This window comes from Lactobacillus kimbladii, assembly GCF_000970755.1.
Classification (GTDB): Bacteria; Bacillota; Bacilli; order Lactobacillales; family Lactobacillaceae; genus Lactobacillus; species Lactobacillus kimbladii.
Genome location: NZ_KQ034007.1, coordinates 1,492,999 through 1,515,512, shown reverse-complemented (window position 1 = coordinate 1,515,512; position 22,514 = coordinate 1,492,999). Strand labels below are relative to the sequence as shown.

21 protein-coding genes, 1 pseudogene and 1 riboswitch are annotated in these 22,514 nt (G+C 35.4%); of the genes and pseudogenes, 18 read left to right on the top strand and 4 right to left on the bottom strand.

The genetic code is table 11. From position 1 onward, the window contains the following. The first annotated feature begins 211 nt into the window (after positions 1-211). From JF75_RS07625 to JF75_RS07605, 5 genes are read left to right on the top strand one after another with little or no spacing between them, the layout of a single operon-like run. Positions 212-697: a PTS sugar transporter subunit IIB gene (locus JF75_RS07625; RefSeq protein WP_046332497.1), complete on the top strand. Its 486-nt coding sequence runs from the start codon at positions 212-214 to the stop codon at positions 695-697. Positions 698-725: 28 nt separating this feature from the next. Beyond that, complete coding sequence (locus tag JF75_RS07620; RefSeq protein WP_034981518.1) at positions 726-1,487, top strand: PTS mannose/fructose/sorbose/N-acetylgalactosamine transporter subunit IIC; 762 nt, start codon at positions 726-728, stop codon at positions 1,485-1,487. Next, the gene (locus JF75_RS07615; protein WP_081945388.1) at positions 1,477-2,310 is read left to right on the top strand and encodes a PTS system mannose/fructose/sorbose family transporter subunit IID; all 834 of its coding nucleotides are present in this window, start codon (positions 1,477-1,479) and stop codon (positions 2,308-2,310) included. Before JF75_RS07620 ends, JF75_RS07615 begins: the two co-directional genes overlap by 11 nt. Positions 2,311-2,345: 35 nt before the next feature. Then, positions 2,346-3,437 carry an SIS domain-containing protein gene (locus tag JF75_RS07610; protein WP_046332496.1) on the top strand — a complete coding sequence of 364 codons (1,092 nt, stop codon included), beginning with the start codon at positions 2,346-2,348 and terminating at the stop codon, positions 3,435-3,437. Between the two features lie 32 nt (positions 3,438-3,469). After that, the gene (locus JF75_RS07605; protein WP_141639326.1) at positions 3,470-4,183 is read left to right on the top strand and encodes a GntR family transcriptional regulator; all 714 of its coding nucleotides are present in this window, start codon (positions 3,470-3,472) and stop codon (positions 4,181-4,183) included. 116 nt (positions 4,184-4,299) lie between these two features. Here the strand turns inward: JF75_RS07605 and JF75_RS07600 are convergent, their stop codons facing one another. Continuing rightward, on the bottom strand, positions 4,300-5,715 hold the full coding sequence (locus JF75_RS07600) for a C69 family dipeptidase (RefSeq protein ID WP_046332495.1): 1,416 nt from the start codon (positions 5,713-5,715) through the stop codon (positions 4,300-4,302). A gap of 266 nt (positions 5,716-5,981) precedes the next feature. On the opposite strand from JF75_RS07600, the pseudogene JF75_RS10375 reads away from it, so the two are divergent. Together JF75_RS10375 and JF75_RS07595 are read left to right on the top strand one after the other, a co-directional pair. Next, positions 5,982-6,125, top strand: a pseudogene (locus JF75_RS10375) (helix-turn-helix transcriptional regulator); the annotation flags it as partial. 104 nt (positions 6,126-6,229) lie between these two features. Continuing rightward, a complete protein-coding gene (locus JF75_RS07595) occupies positions 6,230-7,114 on the top strand; it encodes a phosphotransferase (RefSeq protein WP_052726892.1) in 885 nt (294 codons plus the stop codon). A gap of 73 nt (positions 7,115-7,187) precedes the next feature. On the opposite strand, the gene JF75_RS07590 is transcribed toward JF75_RS07595, so the two are convergent. Together JF75_RS07590 and JF75_RS07585 are read right to left on the bottom strand one after the other, a co-directional pair. Then, complete coding sequence (locus tag JF75_RS07590) at positions 7,188-8,501, bottom strand: nucleobase:cation symporter-2 family protein (RefSeq protein ID WP_045928495.1); 1,314 nt, start codon at positions 8,499-8,501, stop codon at positions 7,188-7,190. Further along, a complete protein-coding gene (locus tag JF75_RS07585; RefSeq protein ID WP_046332494.1) occupies positions 8,501-9,079 on the bottom strand; it encodes a xanthine phosphoribosyltransferase in 579 nt (192 codons plus the stop codon). The genes JF75_RS07590 and JF75_RS07585 overlap by 1 nt, the downstream gene beginning before the upstream one ends. Before the next feature lie 80 nt (positions 9,080-9,159). Then, a riboswitch (purine riboswitch) is annotated at positions 9,160-9,257 on the bottom strand. A 190-nt stretch (positions 9,258-9,447) separates the two neighbouring features. On the opposite strand from JF75_RS07585, the gene guaA reads away from it, so the two are divergent. From guaA to JF75_RS07530, 11 genes are all read left to right on the top strand, one after another. Next, positions 9,448-10,998: a glutamine-hydrolyzing GMP synthase gene (gene guaA / locus JF75_RS07580; protein ID WP_046332977.1), complete on the top strand. Its 1,551-nt coding sequence runs from the start codon at positions 9,448-9,450 to the stop codon at positions 10,996-10,998. Positions 10,999-11,227: 229 nt separating this feature from the next. Next, entirely contained in the window at positions 11,228-12,346 is a 1,119-nt protein-coding gene (locus JF75_RS07575) for an ImmA/IrrE family metallo-endopeptidase (protein ID WP_046332493.1), read from the top strand. After that, on the top strand, positions 12,346-12,852 hold the full coding sequence (locus JF75_RS07570) for a DUF4411 family protein (protein ID WP_046332492.1): 507 nt from the start codon (positions 12,346-12,348) through the stop codon (positions 12,850-12,852). The genes JF75_RS07575 and JF75_RS07570 overlap by 1 nt, the downstream gene beginning before the upstream one ends. 163 nt (positions 12,853-13,015) lie before the next feature. Beyond that, complete coding sequence (budA, locus tag JF75_RS07565; RefSeq protein WP_046332491.1) at positions 13,016-13,726, top strand: acetolactate decarboxylase; 711 nt, start codon at positions 13,016-13,018, stop codon at positions 13,724-13,726. Between the two features lie 87 nt (positions 13,727-13,813). Beyond that, positions 13,814-14,842 carry a ribosome small subunit-dependent GTPase A gene (gene rsgA / locus JF75_RS07560; RefSeq protein ID WP_052726891.1) on the top strand — a complete coding sequence of 343 codons (1,029 nt, stop codon included), beginning with the start codon at positions 13,814-13,816 and terminating at the stop codon, positions 14,840-14,842. Positions 14,843-14,999: 157 nt separating this feature from the next. After that, positions 15,000-16,601, top strand: coding sequence for an ATP-binding cassette domain-containing protein (locus JF75_RS07555; RefSeq protein ID WP_046332490.1), 1,602 nt, complete (start codon positions 15,000-15,002; stop codon positions 16,599-16,601). Beyond that, positions 16,591-18,168 (top strand): ATP-binding cassette domain-containing protein, encoded by a 1,578-nt coding sequence (locus tag JF75_RS07550; RefSeq protein ID WP_046332489.1) that lies wholly within the window; start codon positions 16,591-16,593, stop codon positions 18,166-18,168. Before JF75_RS07555 ends, JF75_RS07550 begins: the two co-directional genes overlap by 11 nt. A gap of 169 nt (positions 18,169-18,337) precedes the next feature. Further along, positions 18,338-19,192, top strand: a complete 855-nt coding sequence (locus JF75_RS07545; protein ID WP_046332488.1) for an ABC transporter ATP-binding protein — start codon at positions 18,338-18,340, stop codon at positions 19,190-19,192. After that, positions 19,193-20,038, top strand: coding sequence for a hypothetical protein (locus tag JF75_RS07540; protein WP_046332487.1), 846 nt, complete (start codon positions 19,193-19,195; stop codon positions 20,036-20,038). Position 20,039: 1 nt separating this feature from the next. After that, positions 20,040-20,492 (top strand): LytTR family DNA-binding domain-containing protein, encoded by a 453-nt coding sequence (locus tag JF75_RS07535; protein ID WP_045928487.1) that lies wholly within the window; start codon positions 20,040-20,042, stop codon positions 20,490-20,492. A gap of 1 nt (position 20,493) precedes the next feature. Then, entirely contained in the window at positions 20,494-20,883 is a 390-nt protein-coding gene (locus JF75_RS07530; protein WP_045928486.1) for a DUF3021 family protein, read from the top strand. Between the two features lie 99 nt (positions 20,884-20,982). Here JF75_RS07530 and JF75_RS07525 read toward each other — a convergent pair whose 3' ends face one another. Then, positions 20,983-22,290, bottom strand: coding sequence for an APC family permease (locus tag JF75_RS07525; RefSeq protein ID WP_046332486.1), 1,308 nt, complete (start codon positions 22,288-22,290; stop codon positions 20,983-20,985). Between the last annotated feature and the right edge of the window lie 224 nt (positions 22,291-22,514).

Here is a 22,514-nt window from a genome sequence, read left to right as displayed (position 1 = left end):
GTAAATTTTGTTCTGTTATATCTTTAATGAAGTAAACATTAACTAATTAAAATAAATATTGTTATTAGACAGCCCTCTAGATGAAATCTGTACAATCTAGAGGGTTTTTATGGCTTAAAATTAAATAGTTATTAATAAAATATTGTAAAAACATTTAAAATATGTATAATATGTTTTAAAAGGTATTATTTATAGACAGGAGGATATTATTTTGATTGTAGCAATGCATATGGATGATCGACTCGTACATGGCCAAGTTGTCATGACTTGGATTCCAAGAGTACAAGCAAATGTAGTTTTAGTAGCGAATGATGCGGTTTTTAACGATAAAATTCGTCGGAGTACTATGAAATTGGCTGTGCCAACGAGTACCAAAATCGGTTTTAGAACAATTGATGGCGCTATTGAATTTTTAAATAATCCGCAAAATAGTTCTTATCGTGTGATGGTTTTAACTAATAATCCGTTCGATGCTGAAAAAATTTGTGAGCATGTGAATGGGGTTGAAAAGATTACTATTGGTGGAATAAGAAAAAATGCACCAATGATTCGTGATAATTTAAATTTAACATTGGAGGATATTGGTTCATTTGAAAGGATTATGGCTAAAGGAATAAAGGTCGGTATGCAACCTACGCCTAACCATAAATTTGAAGATTTGTCAGATACTTTTAAAAGTATTACTGATAAACAATAGTTATGTTTGAAAAGAAAGAGGGAAGACTATGATTCAGTCATTCTTGGTTGCGTTAATTGCAGGAATTGGACATATTGATGAAAGACTTTTCGGTATGACCATGATGGAAAGACCACTTGTAATTTGTACGCTGGTGGGGCTAGTTTATGGAGATGTTAAAACAGGGTTAATTTTGGGAGCTCAAATTGAACTTCTTTCAATGGGTGTTGTAGGAATTGGAGCCAATGCCGCACCACCTGATGTTATTTTGGGTGGTGCACTTAGTACTGCACTAGTATTGCAATCGCATACTGACCCTAAACTTGCACTTGCTTTGGTAATGCCAATTGCTGCATTTGCAATGGCAACAAAATACATCACCTATGTGCCTTTAAATCAAATTTTAAGTCAAAAGTCATTAGAAGCTGCTGGCAGAGGGGATACTAAAACGATGGAAAGAAATCAATGGCTGGGATTATTTAACTATTTTATTTTCCCATTCTTGATCGCTTTGGTAGCTATGCTTTTAGGTGCACCAGTATTTAAATCTCTGGTGAAATTTATTCCAGATTGGCTTACTGGTGGTTTTGCCTTAGCAGCAGGTATTTTACCAGCATTAGGTTTTGCATTGCTTATGCAACTGACATTTACCAAAAAATTTGCTCCATACCTATTTTTGGGTTTCATCTTGGTAGCATTCTTTAAGCTTACTAACATTGGAGTCGCAATGGTTGGTGCGGTAATTGCAGCATTAATATTATTATCTAACAGCAGTGGAGTCGAAGGGAAGACAGAAGACAATGAAATCTAAAGAAGAAATGTTTAAAGGGAAAAAGTTAACTAGAAAAGACTTAATGTCAGTTTTTTGGCGCGCGTTCTTGTTACCAGCTTGTTATAGTATGGACCGAATGCAGGCACCTGGATTCGCATATTCAATTATTCCTGTGCTAAAAAAGCTCTATCCTGATAAAAAGGATTTGAGTAAAGCTTTGACCCGAGAATCCGAAGTGTACAATACCACTTATGCTATGTCACCTTTTATACTGGGAATTACTGCTTCAATGGAGGAAGAGGCAGCTACTAATTCCAACTTTTTCATCTCAACTATTAACAATATTAAAGTTGCCTTGATGGGGCCAATGGCAGGAATTGGAGACACATTTTTCTGGGGAACATTTAGAGTTATTGCTGCCGGTGTCGGTACTACTTTAGCTTTAAAAGGAAATATCCTGGGACCAATATTATTTTTGATTTTATACAATATTCCTCATTTTTTGACCAGGTATTATGGATTGTTTCTTGGTTATGATCTGGGAACTAAAGCAATTGATTCTCTATCTAGTGGTAGTGGTTTCCAAAAAGCAACTAATGCTGCTTCTGTCATGGGATTGACTGTAATTGGCGGCATGATAGCTTCAATGGTTAATATCAAGTTTGCTTATGTCTTTAAATCAGGTAAAACGGTTTTGAATCTACAAAGTATTGTTGATCAAATATGTCCAGATTTGTTGCCGTTAGCAGTTACATTCTTCATATACTGGTTACTACAAAAGAAGCACGTTAAAACTTCTTGGATTATGATCGGCTGCTTCGCCTTTGGAATAATTTTTAAATATTTCGGGATTTTTAAGTAAAACTCGCTATTAAACAGAGAAAGGGATAATTAATAATGAAAACTTGGTCAATGATTGATTATATTGATGAAACAGAAGATACTCTTAAAAAAATGATTGCCAATAGAGAGCAATTGTATAACAATTTTGCACAAACTTTTGCAGATAATACGAATAAATACCACAATATTTATTTGGTTGGCTCAGGTACATCTTTCAATTCTTGCATTACAGCTCAGCCTTTTATGGAAAAAATCTTGAAAAAGCACATAATTCCAGTTAACTCATATAATTTTGCTCATTATGAACAGTTGGCAACGAGTGCTGATCTAGTCATAGCTATTACCCAAGAGGGAGAAAGCACTAACACAATAGCAGCTTTAAACAGAGCAAACAGCCTAAATTGTGATAATTTTGTGATTACTGAAGATCGGGATAATTCTTGTTCACAAGTAGCGCAAAACAAAATTGTTTTGGCCTGCGGTTTTGAGCACGTTGGCCCTAAAACAAAAGGCTATAGTGCATCTATTCTTACCTTTTATTTAATTGCACTAGAAGCGGCTAAAAGGGCGGGCCAATTGACCGTTAAAGAATATGATGAATATATTGACCGTCTGGAAAAAACAGTCAATAACTTGAATGAAATTATCAAAGAAAGTAAGAATTGGTTTGAAGAAAACTCAGCTGATTTGAAAAAGTGTCATCACGCGTACATATTGGGTTATGGTAATAATAAAGGCACAATAATGGAAGGTGCATTAAAATCTCTGGAAACCGTTAGAGATTATTTCCAACCTTTTGAAGTAGAAGAATTTTTACACGGTCCTATTGCTTCAATGCATAAAGAAACATATACTATTATTGTTGCACCAGTAAATTATGGCTATGAAAGAGCTAATAAGCTTTTCAAAGCCTTGAATGAACAAACTGATCATGCATATTCTATTGGTTCACAAGAAGGAATATCCTCTAACCACGTATTAAAAGGATCATTTTTAAATGATGCAGATTTCTGCCCGTTAGAATATTGTATACCGTTGCAATTATTTGCTTATTTACTTTATACTGGTCAGGGTAAGGACCTTAATGTCAGGAATTATCCGAATACAAAAGATGTTTTGATAACTAAAGCAAATAGCGTTAAGTAATTTTAAATGAAGTGAAGTTGGTTTTCAAAAGAATGAAAGCAAAAAATACTTTGTATTATCAAGTAATGCTAAAACTAAAGCAAAAAATACAGGATGGTGAGTATCCAGTCGATTCTAAGCTTCCTACCGAAGGTGAATTACAAGATGAATTTGGAGTTAGTCGCGTAACTTTAAGAAAAGCAATTAATCAATTGGCAACAGAAGGACTAATCGAAAAGATTCAAGGTAATGGCAGCTATGTTAGGAAACCTGAAAAAGTAAAAAAGCTTCTGCGGCTTAATTCTGTAGAAGGTTTTTCATACACGGCTAAAAAGAACGGCTTTTTACCTTCATCCAAGATAATCAATTTTGCCCAAATTATTCCGTCACGCAGAATTCAAAATATTTTTCGCTTAAATTCGTCAACTTGTTTAAACATTAAAAGGGTTCTGTTTCTTGATGAACAACCAGTAATTGTTGATGATAGTTATATTTTGGCTCCATTCTATGAATTTCTGCAAAAAAGTGACATTGAAATATCTTTATATGAAGCATTAAAAAGGAATCCACTTATTAAAAAATTAAGTCCCCAAGAAACATTAGTCAGTGCAACTGAAGCTGATAAAGAATTATCTGATTTGCTGGCTAAGCCGTTTGGTTGTTCATTATTGAATATTGACAATGTACTTAAAAATCAGGATGGCAAAATAGTTCAGTGTAGTGAAGAATTTGTGGATCCTGATGTTTATCAAATAAGAATTAGGTAACGACAGATTCCATTAAAATTTGTACTTTTTGCTAAATAGGCAATATAAAAGGCTCAATAACGTTAATTAACGTTATTGAGCCTTTTTTAACTTTTCTTAAGAGCTTGATTATTAAATTAGTCTAATAGGTCAAACTTAAGTGTTGCTAGATTATGGCCTTCATTGACCATGTTACCCAGCAGTTCAATGGTGTTGTCGTAAACTTGATCAGCCATCTTTTGGTTGGCCTCAGTTAATAAGTCTTCAGCTTCTTTGCCTGACAGACCTGCAACTTTTTTATCAGTTTCATGTTGAATGAAGTGACATTGTGCCAATGATTTTTGCTCAAAGTCATTTTCTAGTTCACCGTACACCTTAAAGTTAGTGTCACCCAATTGTGCTGTTAATTTGTTTAACCAGAAAATTTTATTCAAATCGAACTTTGGACCAGTCTGGAAACTGGCTGGTGTGTCGTTGACATTCGTGTAGAATGGGACAAAGCTGTTAAAAGTATTTGGACCAAAGCAAAGCCATTGCACGCCAGCAATTTCTTCAGGAACGTCATTTCTAACTTGCAAGATATGAGTTTCGAAGTTGCGATTAAGGGCAATTGGACGGAAGGTCTTCTTTTGTTCAGGAGTACCTTGGTCGCCATAAGGATCAAATGGCGTATCTTGATAGTGGGAACTTTCAACAAAACAAATGTCCTCGATGCTAATCTTGCGGTTAGCATGGCAAATAAATGGTTGATCTTGATCACTTGGCTTGCCACCGAATTCTGGATCAAAGTAATTGTGAACAAACCAGGCACGTGGATTGTTGTAGTGGGCATCTTTGATGGTTGAGCTACCAAAGATGTGTCGCATGTTGTAACCTTCACGGTCAGGATTTAAGTGGTATTCCTTGATCAAATCTTCTAAGGCATCGTCCGTCAAGAAACCATCTTTACCAAAGTGAAATTCATCGATATTCAAACGGTTAGGAGCAACAACGTAGGCGTCATCAGGGATGCGGCGTGCAATCCAGTGGTGACCACCAATAGTTTCCAAGTACCAAACTTCATCGTGGTCGGCAAAAGCCATACCGTTCATTTCGTAAGTACCGTATTTTTCCAGCAAATAACCGATGCGCTTAACGCCATCAAGAGCACTGTGGATATAAGGCAATGTTAAAGTAACAAAGTCTTCTTCTCCCAGACCACCGTGCACAAGAAGAGGATCAATCCCTTGTATACGTGCATTTGTGGTAATAGTTTCAGTAGCAGTCATTGCTACGTTTTCTGAGTTAATTCCGGCTGCGCCCCAGATGCCGCTTTCGCCAGAAACATCAGGTGCACTGGTATAACGCAGGGGCTTTTCTGCTAAATCTGCATCATCAATCTTTTGGTGACTAATGACACTTTCATAGTGCTTAGGTTGCTTTTCAGGGGTAATAAGTTCAAACCCTTCAGGAATTATTTCACGGCCACCGTCTTCACTTCTGGCAATCATGGCTGAGCCGTCAATGGTGGCATTTTTACCGACAAGAATAGTCGTACATTCTGCTTTTTTCATTTAATCTTTCCTTTCAAAATTACTTAACCTATATTGTATTAAAAAAGAAGGGCTGTTTGCAAAAAAATAAGTAAACTTAAGCCTAAATTATTATTACTTTTTCGAATTAAAGATTTTAACTAAAATATAATTTTGTTGTTTACTCAAAATGTAAAAGATGTTTTACTAAAAATGTCCGATATGTTTGACAGGAGAGTGAACTAGTGAAAAATAGAATTGCTCAATTGCGTAAAGAGCAGAGATACTCATAGGCTAAATTAGCAGAAGCTGCTCATGTTACTTGGCAAACGATCAATGCTATTGAAAATGATAAGTATGACCCATCTTTAGGACACGCTTTTCACTTGGCGCAAATATTAAGGGTAACGGTTGACGAATTGTTCTTATATGAAGGCGAAAAAAATGATTAATACAAAGAAGAATATTATTTATGGTGCGTTTTCGTACTGCTACCTCTATTGGCAAGAAAATCGAGTGAATTATAGAAAGCCTAAAGACTAAAAGAGATATACATATGGAAACTAAGGAAATTTTACAGGAAAAATTAAAGGTGACCTTAACCCAAATAACTCATCAATCATTAAACAGCACTTTTGTTGGTTATAGTGAAATCTATAAACAAGTGATTTTTGTTAAGGTTTTTTCTCAAGAAGGTAAATTCTTAACTGAAAAAGCTGTTAACCAGCAAATAAATACTCGGGTATTAGACTCTTTTGTTGTCAAACAAACGCAACAATTTGTTTTGGTCATGAAAGATTTGGCGCCAACTGATGTTAAAGGACAAATTACCCCTGATTTAGCATTTAAAATGGGAACACAGTTAGCTCGTTTTCACCGAAACGTAAAACCTTTTTCTGGCATATATCTTAATAATCAATTGTTTGAGAAAGCAAAATCGGATAGCAATAGTTTGCAGAATGAAGAAATTAAAAGCAGATTGCTGCAAGTGTTAGCTTTATTTACAGCGCAAAAAGCGGATATTGAAAAAGACTTGATAGCACATGCAACTGCAGTTTTACATGGGGATGTAGGTTTACGTAATTATAAAATTGTTAGAGGGCATCTTCGTTTAATTGATTTTGAGCGCGCTCGCATGGGGGTAAATTATCAGGACTTCATTAAACTTTTTTACCAAGATTTTAGATTAAATCAAAAACTAATTGCTTCCTTTATAAATGGGTATAGAAAATGTGGTGAAGAAGTAGCAGTTACTCCTTTGACGCAGTCCTTTCTAATTTTTATAACTGCGATTGGAATTATGAAATATACTGAAAAAATTGTGGACGAACCTTTTAAGGAAATTGGCAAGCAAATGCTGGCAACCTGTTTTTCATTTTTAGGTGTCGGCAGTCACGATAGCGACAATGCTAACATGCACGCTTTAATATTTACAAATTAAAAAAGTATCTTCAAAATAAGAAGATACTTTTTTGGCGCAAACAAAATTGTCTCAAGGGTAAAAACAATTTTATTTACATGATATTTGCAGTTTGAGTTTTTTGTTTTGCCTTTCTATCACCTCCTTTAAGTAAGAAATTCAGAATAGTAGCTGACAAGCTGGTAATTACGATCCCGTTACTTAGAAATAATTGGACAGTAGCCGGCAGGTTTTTGAAAAATTGGGGATAAATAGTAACGCCGAGTCCAAGTCCAACTGAGATGGCAATAATTAGCACATTATTGTTATCACTGAGGTCAACTTTAGCTAAAGTCTTAATGCCTTGAACAGCAATCATGGTAAACATGACCAGCATGGCACCACCTAAAACTGGGGTAGGAATGATTGTTACCATAGCACCAATTTTAGGCAACAATCCCATAGCCATGAGTAATCCGCCAGCCCAATAAATCGGACGCTTGGTTTTAATACCGGATAATTGCAAAAGACCAACATTTTGAGAGAAAGTAGTGTAAGGAAACGCATTGAATAAACCGCCAAAAATTTGGGCGATACCTTCTGCACGATAACCTTTTTTCAAGTCTTCTTCGGTTACGTCATGGTGCAAAAGATCACCAATGGCAAAGAATACTCCGGTAGACTCAACCATTGACACTAAAGCAATAATGATCATTGTCAGGCTGGAAGACCATTCAAATTTCGGCACTCCAAAATAGAATAGTTGAGGTAAGTGGAACCAGGATGCTTCCATGACGGGAGTGAATGAAACTAGGCCCATACAGGCTGCAATTACTGTCCCAGCAACTAAGCCGATTAAAACTGAGATTGACCTGATGAATCCTTTAGTCCAAATTTCCAGTGCCAAGATAATGAACATGGTGCAAAAAGCCAGAAGGAGATTTTGACCACTGCCAAAACTTTTAGCAGCAGAATTTCCACCACCCATATTTTGAATTGCCACTGGAACAAGTGTTAAACCAATAGTGGTGATTAAAGTCCCTGTTACGACAGGTGGAAAGAATTTTTTGATTTTAGCAAAAACGCCTGAGATTAAAACGACAAAAATGCCGGCAACTATAATGGCACCATACATGTCGTTAATTGAGAATTTCTGCCCAATCATTTGCAAGGGGGCAACTGCTTGAATGGCGCAACCTAAAATGACTGGGAAGCCAATACCGAAGTACTTATTGCGCATTAATTGCAAAAGTGTCGCAAGGCCGCACATGAAAATGTCAATTGAAACTAGATAGGTCATTTGTGCAGGAGAAAATTTTAGTGCATTACCAATTAGAAGGGGTACAGCGACTGCCCCGGAATACATTGCTAATAAGTGCTGTAAACCTAAAACCGCTGCTTTTTGCTGGCTAACTTCTTTTTCTGCCATTATTTTTCTCCCACAAAATGTACTTGATTATTGGCCAAACTAGCGATTTCTGCCAATGCTTCAAGGTGATAACCATGATCTTTAATCCACTTGCTGCCGCCTTGAAATGTTTTAGCAACTACGATACCGACACCGGCAATCTGAGCACCAGCTTGGTTAGCAATATTAATCATGCCTTTAACTGCTTCACCATTTGCTAGAAAATCATCGATAATTAGCAGGCAATCATCTTTGTGCAGGAATTTTTGTTCAACGCAAATCTGATTGGTAACTTTTTTAGTGTAAGAATAAACATCGGCCCAATATACCGCGTCATTTAGTGTTGCAGGTTTTTTCTTGCGGGCAAACACCAAAGGCACATGCAATTCGTAGGCTGTCATTACTCCGGGAGCGATTCCAGAAGCTTCACAAGTCAAAACTTTTGTGATGCCACTGTCTTTAAATAAATGGCTAAATTCTTCTCCGACTTTCTTCATTAGTTCGGGATCTACCTGATGATTTAGAAATGAGTTGATTTTTAAAACGTTACCGGGTAAAACTTCTCCGTCACTGCGAATCCGGTCTTCTAATAATTTCACTTTTTCCTCCTTCATCACAAAAAGGGCTTTTTCTACCAAAACTATGGTAAAAAAAGCCCTTTAAAGCAGCAAGTAGCTGCACAAAATGCTATATTATCCATAGTTCAGAATTTACGGTTCTGAGTAGAAACTGCCGACCTCATTACGGCAATATATAGATATTTATTTTCCTGTTGCAAGCATTGTAACAGAGTCGCATAATATGTGCAAGACCAATTTTAAAAGTGAATCTCGAATTATTTATATGATTACTTTTAAAAATATTCGTGAACTAATAGTGCTACGCTAAAAAATTGTTGACCAGTGACCTATTTCTTAGTAAAGTTGATATTGTATTAAATAAGGTTAGTAAAGGAGCTTGGATGTCGTTGAAAAAGAATATTAGTGATTTTGATGAGATTATTGTGCTCGATTTTGGCAGTCAATATAATCAATTAATTACACGGCGGTTGCGGGATTTTGGTATTTATTCTGAACTTTTGCCCCATGATATTAGTATGGACCAAATAAGGCAGATTAACCCCAAGGGCATTATTTTTTCAGGTGGGCCCAACAGTATTTATGACCAAAACGCTTTGAAAGTAGATCCTGCAATTTTTAAATTGGGCATCCCTATCTTAGGCATTTGTTACGGGATGCAACTGATGACTTCTTATTTAAATGGCAAGGTTGAAAAAGCGGATAATTCTGAATACGGTCGTGCCGACATCGAAGTTGAAGATACTAACTCCGTTTTATTTGCTGGTCTGCCCAAAGATGAATACGTGTGGATGAGTCACGGTGATTTGGTCACTGGTGCTCCTGCAGGTTTTGAAACAGTCGCTTCAAGTAAAAATTGCCCGATTGCCGCTATTGCTAACGATCAAGCCAAAATGTATGGTATTCAATTCCACGCGGAAGTGCGCAATACGCAGTATGGACTTGATATTTTGCGCAATTTTGCCTTTAAAGTATGTGGTGCTACGGCTGACTGGTCAATGACCGATTTTATTGACTTGCAAATTGCTGAGATTAGAAAAACGGTTGGTGACAAAAAGGTCATTCTGGGATTATCTGGTGGGGTGGATTCCAGCGTCACCGCGACTCTTTTACACAAAGCAATTGGCAATCAGCTGACAGCTATTTTTGTGGATCACGGCATGTTGCGCAAAAACGAAGGCGATGAAGTAATGGCTGCTTTGAACCGTGATTTAGGCGTTAACATTATTCGGGTAAATGCCCAAGAGCGTTTTTTAACTAAACTCAAAGGTGTCACCGATCCGGAGCAAAAGCGGAAAATCATTGGTAAAGAGTTTATTGAGGTGTTTGCGGACGAAGCAAAGAAAATTAAGGATGTGGACTTTTTAGCCCAAGGTACTTTGTACACCGATGTAATAGAGAGTGGAACTAACACAGCACAGACAATTAAGTCGCACCATAATGTTGGTGGATTACCTAAGGACTTACACTTTAAACTAATTGAACCTTTGCGCAAGTTATTTAAGGACGAAGTGCGTGAACTGGGTGAAAAATTAGGCATTCCGCATGATTTGGTTTGGCGTCAGCCTTTCCCAGGACCTGGTCTTGGCATTCGCGTTATTGGCGAAGTAACCGAGGATAAACTCAAACTGGTGCGTGACAGTGACGCAATTTTGCGGGATGAAATTAAAAAAGCCGGTTTACAGGAAAAAGTTTGGCAATACTTCACCGTTTTACCTGGTATCAAATCCGTGGGCGTAATGGGTGACGGTCGCACTTACGACTATACTATTGGTATTCGTGCAGTTACATCAATTGATGGAATGACCGCTGACTTTGCCCGCTTGCCGTGGGATGTTTTGCAAAAAATTTCAACGCGTATTGTTGATGAAGTGCCAAACATCAACCGTGTAGTCTATGATGTCACCAGTAAGCCACCGTCAACGATTGAGTGGGAGTAATAAGATAAATTAGCTTTGCTAGCTACTAGGCTTTCAAAGCTTTTTATTTTCACTCATAATTTATATGAGCAAGCGTATTTAATATTTTAATTTATAAAAGATGTTAAAATAGTTCATTTAGTTGTTTAAAACAAATTTAATATCATAAAATAATTTTAAAGATTGCATTAATGTGAATTTTTGAGGAAAATAAAAGTATAAATGCGTATTAATAAGGGAGGTGTTTTTAATGGTAACTAGATTAGACATAAATCCACATACTTTGGCTTATTATATTGACAATTCTGGAGTTTCTAAAGATTATTTACAAATGAAAGTTCAGAATATTGATGCTTTTTTAGATGGCAGTAAAAACCCTACTTTTAATCAACTTTCAAAAATTGCTAAACTTATTGATGTGCCGACTGGCTTGCTGCTTCTTTCAGATCCAGTTGAGGCTGATAAGAATACACTTAAATTTAGAACGATTAATTCAAATCGGATTGAAAAGATTAGTAATGAACTTAGAGATACGATTGTTGAAATGCAAACAAAACAGGATTTTCTGCGAAATGAAATTGATTATGAGCTCGATTTTATCGGAAAATATTCAATTAAAAATGCTTACCAGCAAGTTGTAGATGATATTCGTAATTATCTCGATATTCCAATTAACTATCAGAAAAATGCGGGAAAGAATAAGAATGCGTTGAAATATTTTAGAGATAAAATGAGTCAAATAGGCATTTTTATCTTCTTTAACGGATCGGTAAAAAGCAACACGCATCGAAGTTTGTCGCTAGAAGAATTCAGAGGCTTTGTCTTAAGTGACAAAAAAGCTCCCATTATTTTTGTCAATTCTAAGGATAGCGAAGCAGGTCGATTATTTACACTTGTTCATGAATTAGTTCATCTTTTTCTTGATCAGGAAGAAATATTCAGTTTAGTTGATACAGGATCATACAAGTTTGATCCCACGGAAACTTTTGTTAATAGAGTTACAGCGGAAATATTGCTGCCAAATGAAGAGATTAGGAAACTAAATAGCTATGATATTGAATTTTTAGCTCACGAATTTCCTGTTAGTAAATTTGTTATTGTACGTAAATTGTATGACATGAAAATTTTGACAAAAAATGAGTATGATGAAAAAGTTTCTCAGCTAAAAAAAGAACTTGCAAAAATCCCACCTGATAAAAAATCCAAAGGTGGAAATTATGATAATAATATCAGATTTCGTTTTGATCAGACTTTTGTGCATTACATTGAAAATGCAATAAAACAAAATAAGATTACTTATACGGATGCTTTTAATATTGTTGGTGTTAGTTATAAGTCGTTTAAGATTCTGACGGGAGACAGTATGTAATGGAAAAATATTTGCTGGATACTAATATCTATATAAATTTTTATGAACGGTATTATCGGGTAAAGTATTTTCCCAGTTTCTGGGATAAGCTACCTTCCATTTTAAATAAATACGTTGTCATTCCCGAAATTGTGGTTGCTGAAAACTACCAAGCCCCTAAATTTATAAAATGGTTGGACAAAAATTATTTAAAAGGAATAATAAACCATAAAAACTATGCAATACAATGGGCACAAGTACTTCAATATATTGGCGACTGTGAATATTATAAAAAGGAAGCTTTATCAGCTGATAGAGGATGGGCACATGAGAAAATTGCAGATCCTTGGCTTATTGCTATTGCAAAAGAAGAAAATTTAACGATTGTAACAAGTGAAATTCGGAATCCTAATTTACACAATCCAAATGGTAATAAGGCCGCAAAAATACCTGATGTGTGTGATGATTTAGAAGTTGGTTGCATTGACATGAATGATTTCTTTGAAAAAATCAATTTGTGCATTTGAATTTTTAGACCGAGCTAATTATTTACTAAACTAAAAATAGCAAGAGTTGAAAAACAACCAGACATAATAATTTGAAAACAAATTGGTGCTAAACTAATTTGTAAAAATTAATCTTGTTCTGGTTGTTTTTATATATAAGTTTTTGAAAAAAGGAGCAGCAGATATGACAAAAAATACATTGTTTCAACATGGCACCATGCAAATGTTGGTTGAAGGTTTATTGGAAGGCACTTTACCGCTGTTAGAATTGCTAAAACACGGCAATATCGGCATTGGAACGGGTGATGGCGTTGATGGTGAATTAGTTATATTAGACGGTGTCAGTTACAAAATAGATGTTAGTGGTCCGGCAGTGAAACTGCCAGATGACTTTAAAGTAACATATGCTGACGTTAGTTTTGCGGATTATCACAAATTCAAAAGCTACCAAAATATCGAATTGGCGGAAATGCTAAAAGATGTTTTGACCAAAAATAACGCCCAAAATCAATTTTTCGCAATATTGACTAAAGGTGTTTTCCAAAAAATTCGTACGAGATCTTCTAAAAAATCTCATAAGCCATATCCGTCTCTAGGGAAAATTGCGGAAAATCAAGTCGAATTTGAAACTGAAAATATCACTGGAACAATGATTACTTATTATACTCCATCTGTTTTTCAGGGTGTTGGAGTATCAAGATTTCACAATCATTTTTTGGCCGATGATTTAAGCTTTGGCGGTCATGTTTTGGCAGCTACAATGAAAGATGTAACAGTCAGCGTTCAGCCAATAGAAAACTTTGAATTGCATTTACCGATAGATAATCAAGAATTTTTAAACGCCAATTTAACTGATATTAGCAAGTTAGATAATGTTATTTCGAAATCGGAATAATTTTTAACTATTTTTTAATATAAAATCATGCTATAGTATTAACTTATAAGTAGATCGGAGTATTAAATTAATCTATAGGAGCATCTATTGGATTTAGGATTAAATATATATAAACAACATGAGTCAGTTGATAACGAACAGACACTTGGGAGAATTTCCTTAAATTCTTCTGACATGTATAAAGTGATGCGTTTAGATGGCAGTGAAAATAATGCCATTCCTAAAAAACGGTCAGAACAATTTCTGGTGGGTGATTGGGTAACCTTAGACCCACAAATAGATTTTGATTTAATTAATGAGCGCCTACCGCGTTATAGTACATTAGGTCGAATAACCGGTGAAGAATTTCATGCCCAAGAAAAAGATTCGGCAAGCAATATTGATCAGCTGTTTATTTGTTTTTCAATGAATAAAAATTTAAAGTCTTCACGTATCAACCGTTTTCTTTATGCTTTAAAAAAAGAAAATGAGTATCAAACATCAATAGTTTTAACAAAATCAGATCTTTTCCCAGAGAGCCTGAACCTTGCCCAACAAATTGCTGATAAATTAAAAATACCAGTTTTTTGTACTTCATGTATCACTGGAAAAGGATTGGCTGAATTACGTTCAAGTATTTTGCCAGGGCAAACTGTTTCTTTTTATGGTAATTCAGGAGTTGGAAAGTCAAGTTTGATTAATGCCATTGCTCAAAAAGAATTGATGTCTACAAACCGTATCAGTGCAAAGACTGATAAAGGCAGGCATACAACAACGAGCTCAAGATTAATCCCAATTGAACTTGGAGACTTTGTTCTAATTGATACACCTGGAATTAAAAGTATGGGCGTTAGTGGTGGCAATCTGAAGCAAGTTTTTCCTGAGATTGCCGATCTCTCTGAGAAGTGTCGCTTTAATGATTGTAAGCATATAGATGAGCCTGACTGTGCCGTTAAAGAAGCTGTTAACAATGGAACATTAGAACGAAAAGTTTATGATCAGTTCATAGCTTTGGAAAAAGAAAGTCAAGTAACTAAAGGGTACTTAGATCAAAAATTGGCAAAGAAATTAAATAAAAAGGCTGAGTTTAAAAAGGCAACCATTAACTACCATCATTATCGTAAACCGCCAATGTAAAATTTTAATCACTTTCACAATAATTCTTTTTAAAGAATTAGTTTTTTTATAACCGGTGATTATATTTTGCTTGCTAATTTGACACCCTTGATTATTCATTTTATTATTAGATAAATTTAATAAAATTGATTTAGCATAAAATGAAAGACGCAAGCACATGACATTAAAGGGACTGATTGGCTCTAATAAACAACGAGCAATTTTTATTATTTTACTTTATTTTATTTTCGCTGTTACCGGTTCACTTGACCAGTATTTTTTTCAATTTGCAGTTAATGGATTAAGCGTCGGCAATTTGCCAGTTTACATTCGCTGGCAATTAATTGAATTTATCCCGGTAGTTTGTGGTGTATTTATTCTGCCTTTAGCGACTTACCTTTTTAACGCTCAGATTCAGGAATATCTTGATCAATTAAGAGGGCAAATGGTAGACCATTTTTATACTGAAAACGATGCGACAGTGGCGCAAATGCAGAATTATCTGCAAAGCAATCTCGATACCTTAACCAGCGATTTTGCTCTGCCGTGGGTTAATGTTCTTAGTAATTTATTTATCATCTTGCTTTCTGCTGGCGTCCTTTTTAGCTTAAATTGGTCTTTTGTTTTACTAACTGCAATTTTTGTTCTAATAGATTTAAGCTTGCCCAAAATAATGGCGCGCATGACTTCAGAGGCAAGTAAAAAAGTGATGCAAAATACTAGCGCTTTTTTAACTGGTATCGGTGAATGGATCAATGGCTTAAATGAACTGCGAAGGTATCATGCTTGGACGATCTTAAATAAAGAAATGAGCAGCTACGCTGAGAAGTTGGAAAAGTCTGAAGTCAATCAAATCAATAAAAACTGTGCTTCCAATACTATTAATGGAATTGGTAACACTTTAGGGCAAATGTCGATTGCCTTTTTAGCGGGTATCCTGTTTTTAACTGGTCAAATAAAAATTGGGGCGGCATTAGCTTCGACTTCTTTTGCTTTTGGTATTTTTTCAGCTGTATCCTCTATTACAACTGCTGCAGTCAAGATTAAGTCTACTAAAAATATTAATCAAACTACGGCTAGCTTGATTTCTAACACCAAATCCAAGCCGAATGGGTCATCTGCTCAAATTGCCCAAATTGAAATTAAAAATTTGGCGCTTAAATATCCTAATGGTCCAATAATTGAATATCCCGATTTTGTGATCAATAAGGGTGAAAAAGTTTTGCTTACAGGCGACAGCGGAACAGGCAAGTCAACACTGCTTCAAGCTCTTTTAGGTAAGATCAGGCCTTATCAAGGTCAAATTATTTTTAGAAATAATGCGGGGCAGATTTTTCAACCAAATTTAAACCGGATCAGTTACATTGCTCAAGATCCGCAATTGTTTCCAGGAACGATTGCGGAAAATATCGTGATGTTTCATCAGCAGTTGTTGGATCAAGTACCTAATTTAATTAATAAAGTGCAATTGCAGAGCGACATTGCGAGATTTCCCCAAGGAACTGATACCCAAGTTGATTTGGATAAAAATAATTTATCAGGCGGCCAAAGGCAAAAGATTATTCTTGCCAGATCAGAAGTTTTCGCTGATGAAATTATTTTGCTGGACGAAGCGACAAGTGCCATTGATAGTAAAGCAACTAAGCAAATTATTGCTGAACTTGTTCACACTAATAAGACTGTGATCATGATTGCTCATAATCTTAATTCTGAAGTTAAAAATATGTTTGATAAAACGATTCGGTTAGCAAGCCAGAAGGAGAACCACAATGACTTTTAAAAACTTCTTTCATACCAATCGAATTCGTTTCATATTTATGGTGCTTTTTAGCCTCTTGCAACCCTTTGTTTTAATCGGGGCATCTTACTTAAATATGTGGGAATTTACCGCCTTGCGCCAACATGACGGTCAAGCGTGGCTGTTAATCATTGCTTTTACTACGTTAGCTTATCTCTCATCGTATGCTTTTGACTGGGGCTCTGAATATTTACTGACACGACAAGTTCAAGAATTTAATCACACGTTAAGAAGTAAAATAGTAAGCCACGTCTACCATGACCATAAAAATTATCAAACTTCGCAAGTTAAAAATCGCTTGACCAATGATCTTAATACGGTTAACAATCAGTCCTTTAACTTAATTCCGGTCATTTGTAATTTTCTGGGCTATGTTATTTTCTCAGTAATTGCCTTGCTGACGATGCACTGGAGTCTATTGCTACTTATCTTAATTTCGGTAGCCGTTTCCCTGATTTTACCCAAAATAATTGAAAAGCCGCTGCAAAGAGCAACGGAGAAAGCATCTCATCAAAATAGGCAGTATTTGGATCTGATTGAAAAATGGCTAAGCGGTATTGCTGAACTAGAGCGGTATCTTGCTGGCGATAAACTAACTAGCGTAATGCATAAAGGTGCACGCGACTTAGAAAAAGCAAACCTCAAGCAGACACAGGAACAACAAGTTCTGTCCATTATTACCAATGGTGTTGCGCAAATTATGATCCTGATATTGTTCGTCTGGACGGGTATTTTAATTAAAAGCGGTCTGGTCACGTTTGGTGCGATTGCGGTTATCGGTAATTTTAGCCACTATATTTCGCTGGCAATCGAATACTTGCCATTCTATTTCGGCTTAATTAAGGGCACCAAAACTTTAAGAGATAGAGTTACTGCAGCGACTTTACCAGTAAAAACTGATGGGCAAAACTTAGTGGCACCTTTTGCTTTTAGTACAAAAGATTTGGCAATTAGTTTTCCTAATGGTGAAACTCTAAAGTTCCCTGATATCACTGTCAATTATGGCGAAAAAATTTTGCTATCAGGTGACAGCGGTGCAGGCAAGTCAACTTTATTTAAACTACTTTTAGGGATTTTGCCACCGAGTTCGGGAAAAATAGCGTTTAAGGATCAGGAGGGAAAAGTGATCAAACCGGATTTAGCTAAAATCGGCTACATTGCGCAAGATCCTGTTTTATTTCCCAGCACCATTAAAAACAATATTACAATGTTCAATCCCAAGTTGAATCAACTGGCTGAATCAGCTGCAGTTGCCGTTGGATTAAAACCAGATTTAACGCAATTTGCTCAGGGTATAGAGACCAAAGTAAATTTGCAAAAACTGAATGTTTCAGGCGGTCAAAGACAAAAAATAATTTTAGCGCGTACCCAGATACATGACAGCAAAATCTTACTGATTGATGAAGGCACAAGTGCAATTGATCAGGCAGGAACCAGAGCGATCTTGCAAGAACTCCTTAAAATGCCGAATACTGTCATTTTCATCGCCCATAATTTTGATAAAAAATTGCAGCAATTATTTGACCGCGAGATTCATTTAAGTAAATAAGTTAATTTTGAACACTAAAGGCGTTGACCAAATTTTGATCAACACCTTTTTTATTTTTGTGTCTTAATTTCATCTTTTTGTGATTACTATTTTGTCTCTTATTATAAAATGCGCTACAAATTTTATTTGAACTAGTATGCTTAATTCAAATTAAGGAAGAGGTGTCACTATGTTAATTGAAACACAAGGGTTAACTAAAAAATTTGGTAATAAAATTGCCGTTAATAAAGCTGATATTCAAATAAAGCAAGGACAATTAGTGGCGTATTTAGGTACGAATGGTGCAGGCAAGTCAACCACAATAAATATGTTAACAGGACTATTAAAACCAACTTCAGGTATCATTTCAAAAGCCTCAAATCTTAAAATTGGAGTAGTTTTTCAAAATAGCGTTTTAGATAATGTTTTAACAGTCAAGGATAACCTTTATTTAAGGGCACAGATGTATCGTAAATTTTCTAATGAGTGGCTTGAACACCTAATTAATTTGATCGGCATCAAAGAATTTTTAAATCAAAAATTTAGCACTTTATCAGGTGGTCAAAAAAGAAAGGTAGACATAGCTCGAGCATTGATTTGTAACCCGGATTTGCTTTTTTTAGATGAACCAACTACAGGACTTGATATTCAAACAAGAAATGCTATTTGGAAATTATTGACTAAACTGCAGCAGCAACAAAACCTTACTATTTTTTTGACAACGCATTATTTAGAAGAGGCAGAAAATGCTGACCAAATGTATATTTTGGAAAACGGTAAAATTCTTGCCAGTGGCTCCGCAGCAGATATTAAGACGGAATTTGCCCCTAATAAATTGATTCTTACTGTTAAGGAAACCAAAATTTTACAGATCAGACAAAGAGTTATTCGACTCAGTCAAAATCAGGTTGCGATTGACATATTATCCCCTCAAGAAGCAATTGAAATTTTAAAAAACAATCAAGAAAATATTATTGATTTTTCGTATCGCAAAGGAACAATCAATGATGCCTTCCTTCAGATTACCGGAAAGGAGATACATTAAATGTTTGCATTATTTCGTAGAAATTTGAAAATTTATTTCTCTAACATTCCTGCTGTATTCATGTCATGCTTGGGTGCACTGATTTCTTTCTTTATCTATATTGGCTTTTTGCAAAATAATTTAAGAAGTAATTGGCAGCAATTACCTCATGTGACTAAAATGTTGGATTTATGGATGATAGCGGGTATTGTTGCGGTTTCTGGTATTACTACGGCTTTTCAGGCCTTAGGTCAACAAGTAAGTGACCGCGAAACGCGAGCCGACGCTGATTTTGAACTAACTGGCATATCACGTTTTGCAGAAAATTTTGCTTACATTTTATCCGGAACAACAGTCAGCTTTTTTATGCAAATCATCACCTTTATCGTAATGGTCATGTACTTTTCATTAGTTGATCATATCTCGATTCCTCAATCAGCACTTTTACCCGGACTTTTGTATATCTTGGTAGGTGCGATTGCAGCGACTTTATTAGATGAAATAATCGTGCTTTTCATGCATTCCAGCACTACTTTTAGCAGGCTTTCCGCTGTTTTAGGAGCTGCTGCTGGGTTTGCTGTAGCAACATATTTGCCCTATGGCATATTGGTTTCTGGCGCCCAAAGTTTGGTAAAATTAGTACCAAGTAGTTATGAAGCAGCTGCTTTAAGATATTTTTTACTTAAGCAGACACTGGCCACTTTTCCTGCTAATGTAAAACGGCATTTAACAAATTATTTAGGAATACAATTTAAGATGAATAATTGGCGGCTAAATAATATGCTCGTTTTGCTATTAATGATTGCAATACTAATTTTAGTAATTGGTTTGCTTTCTTTTATCACTGATAGGAGGAGCAATAAGTAAAGTGAAAATTGAATTTAAAACGGATTCTGATTTAAATGAACAGGAAATTGAAGTTGAAATTAAAGCAGCTCAAAAAAGTGAAGTAGTTAATGATTTAATTAATTATTTGCATAAATTTGGTGAAAAAAGGTATGATCTTTTACCAGTTAAAGTGGAAGACAGAATAGTAACCATTAAACGAACAGAAATTATCAAAGTAGAAATCCAGACAACAGATATTACGTTTTATACTACTAAAAACATGATAAAAACAACTGGTCGATTATATCAGGTACTAGAAAAACTGGGTGATGGGTTTATCCAAGTTTCGAAACATGGCATTATCAATATTAATTTTCTGGAATCGATAGAAGTAGGCTTTGCAGGAAATATGATCGCACTTTTACAAAACAATCTAAAAGCTGATGTTTCCAGATTGTATTTGCCTGCATTAAAAAGAGAGTTGGGTCTGTAAAATGAGAAAATTAAGTAATTTCATTAACTATTTCTTTACCGGTGTGGGCTTTGGTGCAGCTACTTATTTGATAATACTGACTTTTGCTTCTCCTAGTATTCCTACCCGTTTAGGTGTTATTTCTGTTTTAATTATTTCTGGATTAATAGGAATTTTATCAATGATTTTTGCGATGGATGTACCACCTGCTATTGCCTTTAGCGTTCATATCATAGGGACATTTTTATTGGTGTTGTTAATGTGCTGGATAAATAAGTGGCCGATTGATTTTTGGTTGGTTGGTGTCTTTGTCTTAGTTTATATTGTTATTTGGCTGATTATTATTTTGTCACAGAGGCAGACTGTAAAAGAAATTAATTCGAGTATTAAAAAAAGAAATGCGAAAAAATAAATAATTTTGAAATATATAAAAGCCTTGGAATAAAAAAATACTCCAAGGCTATATTTTTTGGTTCTATAAAAGTCTTTAATATAGATTTTTATACTTTAATTAAGTTCGATTTTTCTTTTGCACATAAACATAAACTGGCCAGCCACTAAGGGTCAGTAAAATACCTGTAAGTGACAAAAGTGGCTGGGTTAACGTTGTGGTAACAACAATGAATAAAGCACCACAGATCCCAAGAATAGGTGGAAGAGGATACCAAGGAGTTTTATACGGTCGTAAAAGATCTGGTTGTTTTTTACGTAAGATAAGGACACCTAAAAATAATAAAATTGAAAAAATCCAGGAAACATAAACCAGCATGTTGGTTAATGAATCAAATGTACCAGAAAAAATCATAATGGTTGCAATTACGCATTCAAAAATCATGCTGTTGGTAGGCACAATAGTTTTAGAATTTAATTTGCTGAAAAAGTTTGCAGCTGGCAATTTCTTTTCTTTGCCTAAAACATAAGGCATTCTGGATCCCAAAAGAAGGTGGCCATTAATGGCACCAAACACTGAAACTAAAATACCTGTAGCAACCAAAGTACCCCCCACACTACCAAATAATTTTTTGGCGGTAAGTAGAGCTGTTGTCTGGTTACCTACAACTTTTGACCAGGGAATGACTCTAACATAACTCCAGTTAAGAAGAGTATAAATGATTGTTACCCCAAAAAGTCCCCAAATAATAGCTTTGGCTAAAGTTTTTGCGGGATTTTTGATTTCACTTGCTAAGTTGCCGATACTTAACCAACCATCATAAGCAAAAAGCACAGCTAAAAGAGCTTGTCCGAAGGCCATAGCTCCCGAAGCAGATGTTATTTTAGGCGCTGGGGTACCTGCTAGCTGATTAGGTCCACTATAAAACAAAGCAAAGATTATTATTGCAGCAATCGGCAATAGCTTAATAACTAAAGTTATTTTTTGTACCTGACCACTCAATTTTGATCCAATCCAATTGATCAAAAGAATTGCCAGCATCACGATTAGAGCAATCACTGTAGTAGATAAGTCTTTAAAATGCGGTATTTCTTTTAGTTGGGTTGCAAATACGATTGAAAGTGCAGCGATATTTGCCGGATAATAGACGATTATTAGCGACCAGCCAAACAAAAAGGCAACTTTGGGACCGTATATTTCTTCCAGATATCTGACGGGTCCGCCATCTTTGGGATATATTGACGCTAACTCAGCTATGCTTAATCCTGCCATTAGAGTAATGAAACCGGCAAATGGCCATACTATGATACTTAGCCAGGCATTGTGAGTTAAAGCTGAAATGTTAGCAATTTTGAAAAAAGCACCGCCACCAATCATGGTGCCCATGACAGTGGCTAGAGCGGCGAAAAAGTTTAGTTGTCTTTTCATATTTTTACCTTACTTAAATTGAATGATAAAAGTAATTATATGCTTTGATAGACAAAATTAAAAGATGATGATTTGAAAATTAAAAAAACTTTTTCTGAAAGCGTTACGCAGTATTTGCTAATTTATATTTACATAACCCATTTAATCGAGTAAAATAAACATGACTATCGGATAGTTATTACTAATGATTATTAAGTAAGCTAAACCTGTTTGTCACACAATTT